The sequence below is a fragment of the Myroides sp. C1519 genome, from assembly GCF_038039755.1.
GTDB classification, from domain to species: Bacteria; Bacteroidota; Bacteroidia; order Flavobacteriales; family Flavobacteriaceae; genus Flavobacterium; species Flavobacterium phaeum_A.
In genome coordinates, this window is sequence record NZ_JBBPHM010000013.1 from 84,889 (window position 1) to 96,588 (window position 11,700).

Annotated in this window: 10 protein-coding genes and 1 tRNA gene; 9 read left to right on the top strand and 2 right to left on the bottom strand. The window is 32.3% G+C overall.

Features of this window, described 5'->3' with window-relative positions:
• The first annotated feature begins 22 nt into the window (after positions 1–22).
• Both fbaA and accD read left to right on the top strand, forming a co-directional pair.
• A complete protein-coding gene (fbaA, locus tag AABL81_RS08995; protein WP_090408899.1) occupies positions 23–1,090 on the top strand; it encodes a class II fructose-bisphosphate aldolase in 1,068 nt (355 codons plus the stop codon).
• Positions 1,091–1,136: 46 nt separating this feature from the next.
• The gene (gene accD, locus AABL81_RS09000) at positions 1,137–1,991 is read left to right on the top strand and encodes an acetyl-CoA carboxylase, carboxyltransferase subunit beta (RefSeq protein ID WP_158210172.1); all 855 of its coding nucleotides are present in this window, start codon (positions 1,137–1,139) and stop codon (positions 1,989–1,991) included.
• A 71-nt stretch (positions 1,992–2,062) separates the two neighbouring features.
• On the opposite strand, the gene AABL81_RS09005 is transcribed toward accD, so the two are convergent.
• Entirely contained in the window at positions 2,063–3,310 is a 1,248-nt protein-coding gene (locus tag AABL81_RS09005; protein WP_341340855.1) for an ABC transporter permease, read from the bottom strand.
• 199 nt (positions 3,311–3,509) lie between these two features.
• Here AABL81_RS09005 and purH point away from each other — a divergent pair, with 199 nt between their 5' ends.
• Genes purH through AABL81_RS09040 form a run of 7 tightly spaced genes read left to right on the top strand, consistent with a single transcriptional unit; the run spans position 3,510 to position 11,183 of the window.
• Positions 3,510–5,036, top strand: coding sequence for a bifunctional phosphoribosylaminoimidazolecarboxamide formyltransferase/IMP cyclohydrolase (purH, locus tag AABL81_RS09010; protein WP_158210170.1), 1,527 nt, complete (start codon positions 3,510–3,512; stop codon positions 5,034–5,036).
• Positions 5,037–5,090: 54 nt separating this feature from the next.
• Positions 5,091–6,119: a rod shape-determining protein gene (locus AABL81_RS09015; RefSeq protein ID WP_090408887.1), complete on the top strand. Its 1,029-nt coding sequence runs from the start codon at positions 5,091–5,093 to the stop codon at positions 6,117–6,119.
• Between the two features lie 9 nt (positions 6,120–6,128).
• Positions 6,129–6,959 carry a rod shape-determining protein MreC gene (mreC, locus tag AABL81_RS09020; protein WP_158210169.1) on the top strand — a complete coding sequence of 277 codons (831 nt, stop codon included), beginning with the start codon at positions 6,129–6,131 and terminating at the stop codon, positions 6,957–6,959.
• Positions 6,952–7,476, top strand: a complete 525-nt coding sequence (locus tag AABL81_RS09025) for a rod shape-determining protein MreD (protein WP_158210168.1) — start codon at positions 6,952–6,954, stop codon at positions 7,474–7,476. Before mreC ends, AABL81_RS09025 begins: the two co-directional genes overlap by 8 nt.
• The gene (mrdA, locus tag AABL81_RS09030) at positions 7,473–9,338 is read left to right on the top strand and encodes a penicillin-binding protein 2 (RefSeq protein WP_158210167.1); all 1,866 of its coding nucleotides are present in this window, start codon (positions 7,473–7,475) and stop codon (positions 9,336–9,338) included. The genes AABL81_RS09025 and mrdA overlap by 4 nt, the downstream gene beginning before the upstream one ends.
• Positions 9,335–10,588: a rod shape-determining protein RodA gene (gene rodA, locus AABL81_RS09035; protein ID WP_158210166.1), complete on the top strand. Its 1,254-nt coding sequence runs from the start codon at positions 9,335–9,337 to the stop codon at positions 10,586–10,588. The genes mrdA and rodA overlap by 4 nt, the downstream gene beginning before the upstream one ends.
• 46 nt (positions 10,589–10,634) lie before the next feature.
• Positions 10,635–11,183 (top strand): hypothetical protein, encoded by a 549-nt coding sequence (locus AABL81_RS09040; protein WP_233269326.1) that lies wholly within the window; start codon positions 10,635–10,637, stop codon positions 11,181–11,183.
• A 361-nt stretch (positions 11,184–11,544) separates the two neighbouring features.
• On the opposite strand, the gene AABL81_RS09045 is transcribed toward AABL81_RS09040, so the two are convergent.
• Positions 11,545–11,620: transfer RNA gene (locus AABL81_RS09045), tRNA-Phe, on the bottom strand.
• Positions 11,621–11,700 lie beyond the last annotated feature (80 nt).

The window sequence follows — 11,700 nt, forward strand, 5'->3', positions numbered from 1 at the left end:
AAAATAAAAAAACAACACGACTATGGCACATAATATTAAACCAGGGGTTGCATTTGGAGACCAAGTGCAAGAGATTTTTAAATACGCTAAAGAAAAAGGATTTGCGTTACCAGCGGTAAACGTAACAAGTTCAAGTACTATTAATGGAGTATTAGAAACTGCAGCTAAGTTAAACTCACCTGTAATAATTCAGTTCTCTAATGGAGGTGCTGCATTTATGGCTGGAAAAGGTCTTTCAAATGAAAACCAAAAAGCTGCTATTATTGGAGCTGTTGCTGGAGCTAAACACGTTCATACTTTAGCAGAAGCTTATGGTGTACCTGTAATTTTACATACAGACCATTGTGCTAAAAAATTATTACCTTGGATTGATGGGTTATTAGATGCTGGTGAAGAGTTTATGAAACAATTCGGTAAACCTCTTTTCAGTTCACATATGATTGATTTATCAGAAGAATCAATTGAAGAAAATATTGAAATTTCTAAAAAGTACTTAGCAAGAATGGAAAAACTTGGTATGACATTAGAAATTGAATTAGGAATTACTGGAGGAGAAGAAGATGGAGTTGACAATAGTGATGTTGATACTTCAAGATTATACACTCAACCAGAAGAAGTAGCATATGCATATGAAGAATTATCAAAAGTAAGTCATAGATTTACAATTGCAGCTGCTTTTGGAAACGTTCACGGTGTTTATAAACCAGGAAACGTAAAACTTACTCCTGTAATTTTAAAAAATTCTCAAGAGTATGTTGCTAAAAAATATAATTTAGCGCACAACCCTGTTGATTTTGTTTTCCACGGAGGATCAGGTTCTACATTAGAAGAAATTAGAGAAGCTATTTCTTATGGTGTAATAAAAATGAATATAGACACTGACCTTCAGTTTGCATATACAGAAGGTGTAAGAGACTATATGGTATCAAAAATTGACTATTTAAAAACTCAAATAGGAAACCCAGAAGGAGCAGATGTACCGAATAAAAAGTACTACGATCCTCGTGCTTGGGTAAGACAAGGAGAATTGACTTTTAACGCTCGTTTAGAAGAAGCTTTTAAAGACTTAAACAACGTTAACACCTTATAGTCTGACTCTTTGTTTAAAAACATAGTATAAACAAAACAAACATTTTATGGCTTGGTTTAAAAGAAAAGAAAAAGGAATTCAGACACCAACAGAAAACAAAAAAGATATTCCTAAAGGTTTATGGTATAAATCACCTACTGGAAAAATTATTGATTCTGATGAATTAGCACATAATTTATGGGTAAGTCCAGAGGATGGATATCACGTTCGTATTGGTAGTAAAGAATATTTTGAAATTCTTTTTGACAACAACGACTACAAAGAAATAGCCAAAAGCCTTTCTTCAAAAGATATTTTAAAATTTGAAGATACTAAAAAGTATGTAGATCGTTTAAAAGAAGCAATGGCTAAAACGCAATTGAAAGATGCTGTTAGAGTTGCTGTTGGTAAATCAAAAGGAGAAAAATTAGTAGTTGCTGCTATGGATTTTGCTTTTATTGGAGGTTCTATGGGATCTGTAGTAGGAGAGAAAATTGCACGTGGAATTGACTACTCTTTAAAAAACAACATACCTTTCTTAATGATTTCAAAATCAGGAGGAGCACGTATGATGGAAGCAGGTTTTTCATTAATGCAAATGGCAAAAACTTCTGCAAAATTAGCTCAATTGAGCGATGCTAAAATCCCGTACATTTCATTGTGTACTGACCCTACAACAGGTGGTATTTCTGCATCTTTTGCAATGTTAGGAGATATTAATATCGCTGAACCTGGTGCATTAATTGGATTTGCAGGTCCTCGTATTGTGAAAGATACAACTGGTAAAGATTTACCAGAAGGATTCCAAACATCTGAATTCTTATTAGAACACGGATTCTTGGATTTCATCACTCACAGAAGAGATCTTAAAAAGAATGTAAATCAATATTTAGATTTAATTCTTAACAGAGCAATGAGATAATATACTCGTTATTATAAAAAAGGGCTAATTCCAGATGGAATTAGCCCTTTTTACTTTTTATATATTTTATACTACCCTCCCATTCTAATTGCCTCAACAGGATCTAATTTAGCCGCTGAACGAGCTGGCAATAAACCTGATATTAAACCAATTATTCCAGATAAGAATAATCCAATTACAATATTGTAAAAGCTCAACACAAACTTAAAATCGGAAAAGCTATTGATAAGCAATGCTATTCCCCAAACTAAAAACAAACCTACTACACCACCAATCAAAGCCAATATCACAGCTTCAAAAAGAAACTGAAACATAATAAACCTACTCTTCGCTCCTATTGCTTTTTGAACACCTATTAAGTGTGTCCTTTCCTTTACAGAAACAAACATAATATTAGCAATTCCAAAACCACCCACTAATAAAGAGAAGCCACTTATAACCCAACCAACCACATTCATCTTCCCTACAATTTCGTCAATCATATCCAACATCCCCCCAAAGACATTAATAAAGAAGTTATTCTCCTCGCTTACTTTAATACCACGAAACATTCGCAACTTAGAAGCTATTTCCTCTTCAAATTGTTTGATATCACTTCCTTTAAAAGGCTTTAGGACTATAGCAGGAGTACCCTTTATATTTGTATCCCCATAAAGCTGACGTAAGAAATTCACAGGAAAAAACACCGTTTCATCGTGGCTTCCTCCAAGTGCTTTACCTTGTTTGTTTACAACACCAACAACACGAAAATTACGTCCATAAAAACGCACTGACTTACCTATTGGATCATAATTTTTAAACAAAGTATTTGCTATTTCATAACCAAGAACTACAACTGCAGCTCCTTTTGTAGATTCTGCCTCATTAAAAAAACGACCATTACCTATTTTTACATTGTCTAAAAACTCCATTTCAGAGGTGCAAGGCTTCACGTTTACACTTTCAACTACGTTAGCTCCAAATTTAATATTCTCACCACGCGTAAAAACACTATAAGATATAAACTCTACTTCCTTTAAATTTCTCTTTAAATAATCATACTCTTCATAAGTAACCTTGGGAAACCTATCGATCTTCCATTTAGGAACATCCGTTGGTCCAAAAGAATGATTAAAAACGTACATCATACTTCGGTCGAGTCCACTTAATTCAGACTTTATATTTTTATCCATCGAATCTACAGCAGCAAGAACAGCAATGATTGAGAATATACCAACCGTAACCCCTAATAGAGATAATAAAGTCCTTAACTTGTTAGTTATCAAAGCAGCCCAAGCAAAACTAAAACTCCCTAAAATCAATCTTAAATACAACACCATAACTTACTAAAAACATTGTTAATACGCCATATAAATAAGACGACGGTTAGTTCTGTACATCCCAAAAAAACATACATCCTTCTAAATTAAACATTATTGCAAAAAAAGAAAAATAATAGTCAAAAAGTTGCAGATTAAACTTTGATTAATAGACTTACAATGGTTACTTTTGCTTTTTACTAAAACACACACACACAACATGAACACAACTAAAAAAATTCAATCGGCATTGATTTCCGTTTTTGATAAGAACGGTTTAGAACCGATTGTTAAAGAGTTACACAAGCACAATGTAACTATTTACTCAACAGGAGGAACAGAAACTTTTATTAAAGAATTAGGTATTCCTGTAGTTCCAGTAGAAGACGTAACATCTTATCCTTCAATATTAGGAGGAAGAGTAAAAACGTTACACCCAAAAGTATTTGGTGGAATATTAAACAGACAAGATCACGAAGGAGATATCGCTCAAATGAAAGAGTTTGATATTCCACAAATAGACTTAGTGATTGTAGACTTATATCCATTTGAAAAAACTGTGGCTTCTGGAGCTGTAGAAGCAGATATTATAGAAAAAATTGATATTGGTGGTATTTCTTTAATTAGAGCTGCTGCTAAGAATTTTAAAGATACAGTAATTGTTGCCTCTGTAACAGAGTATGATTTGTTTTTACAAATGTTACAAAACAACAATGGAGGAACGAGTCTTGCAGAAAGAAGATTATTAGCAACTAAAGCATTCCACGTTTCTTCTCACTATGACAGTGCTATTTTCAATTATTTTAATGCAGAAGAAACTACATTAAAAATCAGTATTGACAATGGTAACGAATTGAGATATGGAGAAAACCCACATCAAAAAGGACACTTCTTTGGTAATTTCGACGAATTATTTCAAAAATTACACGGAAAAGAATTGTCTTACAACAATTTATTAGACGTTGATGCTGCTGTTAATTTAATGAACGAATTTAAAGGAGGATTACCAACATTCGCTATTTTAAAACACAATAATGCTTGTGGTGTAGCTCAAAGACCTACAATGAAACAAGCATATCTTGATGCTTTAGCAGGAGATCCAACATCTGCTTTTGGAGGTGTTTTGATTGCTAATGACAAAATAGATGTAGAAACAGCAAAAGAAATCAACAAATTATTCTGTGAAGTAGTAATTGCTCCATCATTTGATGTAGAAGCAATAGAAATTTTACAAGAAAAGAAAAATAGAATTATTTTAGTTTTAAACGACGTAAAACTACCTACAAAACAAGTTCGTACTTGTTTAAACGGTATTTTAGTTCAAGATAAAGATAATGTAACAGACAATAAAGACATCTTGAAAACCGTTACTAAATTATCACCTTCTACTAAAGAAATAGATGATTTACTATTTGCTTCTAAAATTTGTAAGCACACTAAATCAAATACAATTGTTTTAGTAAAAGAAGGTCAATTATGCGCTTCAGGAACAGGACAAACATCACGTGTAGATGCATTGCGCCAAGCTATTGAAAAAGCAAACTCTTTTGATTTTAATTTAAAAGGAGCAGTAATGGCAAGTGATGCCTTTTTCCCATTCCCTGATTGTGTAGAAATTGCGGGGAATGCAGGTATAACAGCTGTAATCCAACCAGGAGGATCTATCAAAGACGACTTAAGTATTAATTATTGTGATGAAAATAATATCGCAATGGTACTTACAGGAATTCGTCATTTTAAACATTAATTTATTACTTTTGTAACGCACAAATTATATTAACTATAAAAGCCTTTTAATTGTATGGGATTTTTTGATTTTATGACTGAGGATATCGCGATCGACTTAGGAACAGCGAATACTCTAATCATACACGATGGAAAAGTGGTTGTAGACAACCCTTCTATTGTAGCCCGAGATAGAACAACGGGAAAAATTATTGCTGTCGGGAAAGAAGCAAGTTTGATGCAGGGGAAGACACATGGTAATATCAAAACAATCCGCCCTTTAAAAGATGGTGTAATTGCTGATTTTGATGCGTCAGAAAAAATGATAAGCCTCTTTATCAAGAGCATCCCTTCATTAAGAAAAAAGATGTTTACGCCTGCATTACGTATGATCGTTTGTATCCCTTCAGGTATAACTGAAGTAGAAATGCGTGCTGTAAAAGAATCTTGTGAACGTGTGAATGGTAAAGAGGTTTACTTAATACACGAACCTATGTCTGCTGCAATAGGTATTGGTGTTGACATTATGCAACCAAAAGGAAACATGATTGTTGATATCGGAGGAGGAACAACAGAAATTGCTGTAATAGCTCTTGGAGGAATTGTTTGTGATAAATCAGTAAAAATTGCTGGTGATGTATTTACAAATGACATCATTTATTATATGCGTACACAACATAACTTATTTGTTGGAGAGAGTACTGCAGAAAAAATAAAAATCCAAATAGGAGCCGCTACAGAAGATTTAGAAACTCCACCTGAAGATATGTTAGTTCAAGGTCGTGACTTACTTACTGGTAAACCAAAACAAGTAACTGTATCATACAGAGAGATTGCTAAAGCCTTAGATAAGTCTATTCAACGTGTTGAGGATGCAGTAATGGAAACATTATCTCAAACTCCGCCTGAATTAGCAGCTGATATCTATAATACAGGTATTTACTTAGCAGGTGGTGGATCAATGTTAAGAGGTTTAGACAAACGTATTTCACAAAAAACAGATCTACCTGTTTACATTGCTGAAGACCCATTAAGAGCAGTAGTAAGAGGAACAGGTTTAGCTATTAAAAATCTTGATAAATACAAAAGTGTATTGATCAAATAAAAATAACTTATGCAGCAAATAATCAATTTCTTTATAAAAAACAGTACTAAGCTACTGTTTTTGCTGCTTTTAGTCATATCATTCGGATTAATAATTCAAACACACTCTTTTCATCAGAGTTCTTTTATTAGTTCAGCGAATGGTGTGACTGGTTATGTCTATGAAAATGTAAATGATTTTAAAGAATATATGCACTTAAAAACAGAGAATGATGCTCTTGTTTTAGAAAATGCACTTTTAAAATCAATTGTATACAATAGTACTTCAGAACAAGATTCTGTTGAAATAAAGAAACTCATGCCTTTAGAAAGGCAAGAGTTTTCTATTATTGTAGCCAAAGTAATCCGCAATACCTTTAATACAAAAGAAAACTACATTACGATTAAAGGTGGTTCTAAGCAAGGTATCGAAAAAAATATGGCCGTTATTAATAGTAATGGAGTTTTAGGTATCATTGAAAGAACTTCAAACAACTATTCAACTGTACAAAGTATCTTAAACGTTAAATCTAAGATTAATGCTAAAATTAAGGGATCTAATCACTTTGGTACTTTAGAATGGGATGGTAAAAACACTGGATATGTGCATTTATCAGATATACCAAGATTAGCAGAGATCTACAAAGGAGATACTATCGTTACTGGTGGTGATTCAACTATTTTCCCTGAGAACATTCCTATTGGTGTAATTGATAAAGCATATACAAATGAAACATCAAACTACTTCACCATTTCAGTTCGCTTATTCAATGATATGACGAACTTAGGATACATCTATGTTATCACTAACAAAGATATAGAAGAAATTAATCAACTTGAAGAGGAGACTACAAATGAATAGTATTGCATTTTCAAATATTGCTCGATTTATAGTGTTGTTAATCGCACAGATTTTAATATTTAATAATATTGATCTGTTTGGTTTTATAAATCCTTTTCCCTATATACTTTTCATAATACTCTACCCTTCTGAAAACTCAAAACCTATATTTTATATAGCAAGTTTTATGTTAGGTTTAGTGGTAGATATGTTTGAAAACTCTGGAGGAATTCACGCAGCTTCAAGCTTAATTCTTGCTTTTTTTAGACCTTCTGTACTAAAATTTTCTTTTGGTATTAGTTATCAATATCACAACTTAAACATTATCAAAAAAGTTACTAAAGACCTTTTTAGTTCTTTAGAAGTAATGGGATATATCGTTATATCTGTAGTTATTCATCATATTGTATTATTTGGATTAGAGTTTTTTAGATTTAACTTCGTTTGGGAAATCTTGTATAGAACATTACTTACAACAATCACTACTCTATTAGCTTGTATTTTAATTCTATTTTTGATTAAACCATCTAAGAAATGAGAAAATTGTTATTGCCAATTATAATTGTAGTTGTTACAGTTGTAATCTTATTAAGGCTGTTTTATTTACAAGTTGTAGATGACACATATATCAAAAAATCAGAAAATAACGCACTTAAAATAGTCTATGAATATCCTGAAAGAGGTTATGTTTTCGATCGTAATGGTAAGTTATTGATTGCAAACCAACCGTCTTATGATATTATGGTTATTCCAAGAGAAGTTAAAGACATTGACACTTTAGCTCTTTGTAACTTATTAGACGTATCTATAGAAACGTTTAATACTAAGCTTGAAAAAGCAAAAAAATATAGTCCACGTTTACCTTCTATTTTCTTACCACAGTTGAATAAAAGGGAGTATGCGGCATTTCAAGAAAAAATCAGAAACTTTAAAGGTTTTTATATCCAGAAACGTAACTTAAGAGATTACCAAGTTTCTTCCGGTGCTAATATTTTCGGATATATCAGACAAGTTAACGAGCAAAACATTAAAGCTAACCCATACTACAAATCAGGAGACTTAATAGGTATTCAAGGTGTTGAACAACAATATGAAGAAACACTTAGGGGTACTAAAGGCGTACGATATATACAACGTGACCGATTTAATAGAGAAATAGGTTCTTTTAAGAATGGTATATACGATACTTTAGCTGTAAAAGGAGAAGATATCACCCTTACCATAGATAGTGAACTACAAGCTTATGGAGAGCTTTTAATGCAAAATAAAAGAGGGGGAATTGTAGCAATTGAACCTAAAACAGGTGAAATATTAGCACTTGTTAATGCTCCAAGTTATGACCCATCTTTACTTGTAGGCCGAGAAAGATCCAAAAATTACACTAAACTATATAATGATTCTTTAGCAAAGCCGTTATATAACCGTGTATTATCAGGAGAATACTCTCCTGGTTCACCATTTAAAATACTTACCGCGTTAATTGGATTGCAAGAAGGTGTAATAACACCTCACACGACCTTTAGTTGTAATAGAGGTTTTTATTATGGAAAAGGAGCTTGGATGGGATGCCACGATTCAGGTAATTGGAATTTAAATACCGCAATAGCAAAGTCTTGTAATACCTATTTTGCAAATGCTTATAAACGAGTTATTGAAAAATATAAATCACCTACAGTAGGAATTAATAAATGGAGTGAGCACTTACATAGCTTTGGTTTAGGTCAATTTTTAGGTTATGACTTACCAGAAGGTAGAAAAGGACATATTCCTGACGCTGATTATTATAACAGATGGTATCCAAATGGTGGGTGGAGAAGTACAACAACAATCTCCAATTCCATCGGACAAGGAGAAGTTATACTAACACCAATGCAACTTGCTAATATGATGGCTGCCGTAGCTAATCACGGTTATTATTATACACCTCATATTATCAAAAACATCGAGCATCACGATATAGACAATAAGTTTACTACTAAACACCAAACATCAATAGATCCACAACATTTCTTACCGATTGTACAAGGAATGAATGATGTGTTTAATTTTGGTACAGGTAGATCTGTATATGTTGACGGTTTAGATATGTGTGGTAAAACAGGTACGGTTGAAAACTTTACCAGAATTAATGGTAAACGCTATCAATTAACAGATCACTCAGTGTTCGTTGCTTTTGCTCCGAAAGAGGATCCTAAAATTGCAATTGCTGTATTCATTGAAAACGGATACTGGGGAAATCGTTGGGCGGCTCCGATAACAAGTTTAATGATTCAAAAATATTTATTAAAAGAAATTGTAAGAAAAGACCTTGAAGATAGAATGTTAAAAGGTAGCTTACAATCAGAATACGATAGAGTTCTTCAATTATATAGAGCAACAGAGAAAGCACATAAAAAATGAAAAATGTAAGTGTTCAAAAAAATATTGACTGGATAACGATACTAATATATGTTTTATTAGTATTTGCTGGTTGGATAAACATTTACTCTGCTTCTTTACCTGCGGAGACAACTTCTATATTTGATCTTAAACAAATATATGGAAGACAATTAATGTTTATAATTATGTGTATTCCTCTTATTATTTTGATTGTCTCAATAGACGCTAAATTTTATGAGAAATATGCGTTAGTATTTTATGTAATAGGACTACTGTCTATACTTGGATTGTTCTTTTTTGGTAAATCTGTAAAAGGACAAACCAACTGGTATCAAATAGGAGGTTTTGGTATACAGCCCTCAGAATTTGTAAAAACTACAACTGCATTACTTTTAGCCAAATACCTCTCAGATAATCAAACTCATTTAGCTACATTTAAAGAGCAAATTGCAGCTTTAGCAATTGTTGGTATACCTACCTTATTTATTTTAAAACACGATACAGGAAGTGCAATGTTATTCGTATCTCTTGTTTTTGTTTTATACAGAGAAGGGTTGCCAAGTTGGTACTTATGGACAGGTTTTATAACTATTATTCTATTCGTTCTTGCCCTTGTAGTTAAGCCTATAATCATTATTACTTTAATCATTATAGCTGTTAGTATTCATTTTTATTTGAATAAAAAAATCACAAGAAACCCCGTTTTTTACATTATTTTAACAGCAATAATGACTACTTTTGTCCTTTCAGTAGATTACGTTTATGACAACGTTCTTGAGTCTCACCAGAAAGACAGAATAAATGTTTTAATTGGAGAAGAAGTAAATTTACAAGCTGAAGGATATAATTTAAACCAATCAAAAATTGCTATTGGTTCAGGAGGTTGGTCAGGTACAGGCTTTTTAGAAGGAACACAAACAAAAGGTGGTTTTGTTCCAGAGCAGCATACTGACTATATCTTTACAACAGTCGGTGAAGAATGGGGATTTACAGGAGCAACAGTCGTGATTATTTTATTTGTAGGATTATTTTTTAGACTAATATATTTAGCAGAAAGACAAAAGAAAACTTTCAACAGAGTCTATGGCTATTGTGTAGTTTGTTTTCTTTTTATACATTTCGCTTTTAATATCACAATGCTAATTGGTTTATTCCCTACAATTGGAGTACCATTACCTTTCTTCTCTTATGGAGGGTCAAGTTTAATGGCGTTCACAGTTCTACTTTTTATCTTTTTAAAATTAGATGCCAATAAAATTAATGAGTGGTAATTAAGACCACAATAAAAAATAACTTAATAAAACTCCGAATAAACAAATGAAAAAGAAGATGCTTTTAGCTGCAATACTTTTCGCAGCTACAACTAGCACAATGGTTGCTCAAGAACTACCTAAGGAGCTTCCAACAACTAACAATGCTATTCAACAATTACAAACAACTGAAGAATTAGAACACGCTAAAAACGCAGTTGCTACAGATTTAAAAATTGAAGAGCTTAAGGTACAAAACGAACTTGACGCTGCTAAAAAATTAAAGCAACAACAAAAAATTGAAGCTCAAAAACAAAAAGCAGAATTAAAAGCTCAAAAACAAAAAGAAAAAGAACAAAAACTGGCTATTAAAAAACAAAATGATATAATTAAAAGCCAAAAGAGATTAGAAAAAACTACTGCTAAGCTTCATAAAGCTCAAGATAAATTTAATACAGAGAACATTAAATTTACTCAAAAGAAAGCATTAGGAAAACTAACTCCAATCAATGAATTAAAAGGGAAAGGAAAACTTTTAAAACTTCAAACAAGAATTACAGAATTAGAATTTGAAGTTAAAAGACAAACTTTACAAGTAAATGCTTTGACTAAATAATACCAAAGGCTACTCATCAAAATGGGTGGCCTTTTTTAATTTCACTCCTCCTCAAATTAATCTACTTGTAATTTACAATAGAACACACTTAACTATATAAATACCATAATAAATAAAAGAAATTAAAGCATATTTACGCCCTTTTCTCCACTACCAACACCCTTATAACCTAAACTTAATTAAAGGCTTTTAAAACTCCATTAAGAAAGAATAGAGATATTGATTGATTTCCATACAGATTTATAGAACATTATACATATACACAACTTATAATTGACCTTGTATTTGGCATCTATTTTTTTGAATTAAATGTAAAAGCAGCAAAACAAAAAAGCCGATACATTACTGTATCGGCTTTTAGTGGTGGTGCCTCCAGGAATCGAACCAGGGACACAAGGATTTTCAGTCCTTTGCTCTACCAACTGAGCTAAGGCACCAGTGAGCTTACCATGTTTTAAATTTGTGGTGCCTCCAGGAATCGAACCAGGGACACAAGGATTTTCAGTCCTTTGCTCTA

Bases quoted from the DNA above. Each gene is read 5' to 3' on its own strand.
- fbaA (WP_090408899.1), top strand. From the start codon at position 23: ATGGCACATAATATTAAACCAGGGGTTGCATTTGGAGACCAAGTGCAA.
- accD (WP_158210172.1), top strand. From the start codon at position 1,137: ATGGCTTGGTTTAAAAGAAAAGAAAAAGGAATTCAGACACCAACAGAA.
- AABL81_RS09005 (WP_341340855.1), bottom strand. From the start codon at position 3,310: ATGGTGTTGTATTTAAGATTGATTTTAGGGAGTTTTAGTTTTGCTTGG.
- purH (WP_158210170.1), top strand. From the start codon at position 3,510: ATGAACACAACTAAAAAAATTCAATCGGCATTGATTTCCGTTTTTGAT.
- AABL81_RS09015 (WP_090408887.1), top strand. From the start codon at position 5,091: ATGGGATTTTTTGATTTTATGACTGAGGATATCGCGATCGACTTAGGA.
- mreC (WP_158210169.1), top strand. From the start codon at position 6,129: ATGCAGCAAATAATCAATTTCTTTATAAAAAACAGTACTAAGCTACTG.
- AABL81_RS09025 (WP_158210168.1), top strand. From the start codon at position 6,952: ATGAATAGTATTGCATTTTCAAATATTGCTCGATTTATAGTGTTGTTA.
- mrdA (WP_158210167.1), top strand. From the start codon at position 7,473: ATGAGAAAATTGTTATTGCCAATTATAATTGTAGTTGTTACAGTTGTA.
- rodA (WP_158210166.1), top strand. From the start codon at position 9,335: ATGAAAAATGTAAGTGTTCAAAAAAATATTGACTGGATAACGATACTA.
- AABL81_RS09040 (WP_233269326.1), top strand. From the start codon at position 10,635: ATGAAAAAGAAGATGCTTTTAGCTGCAATACTTTTCGCAGCTACAACT.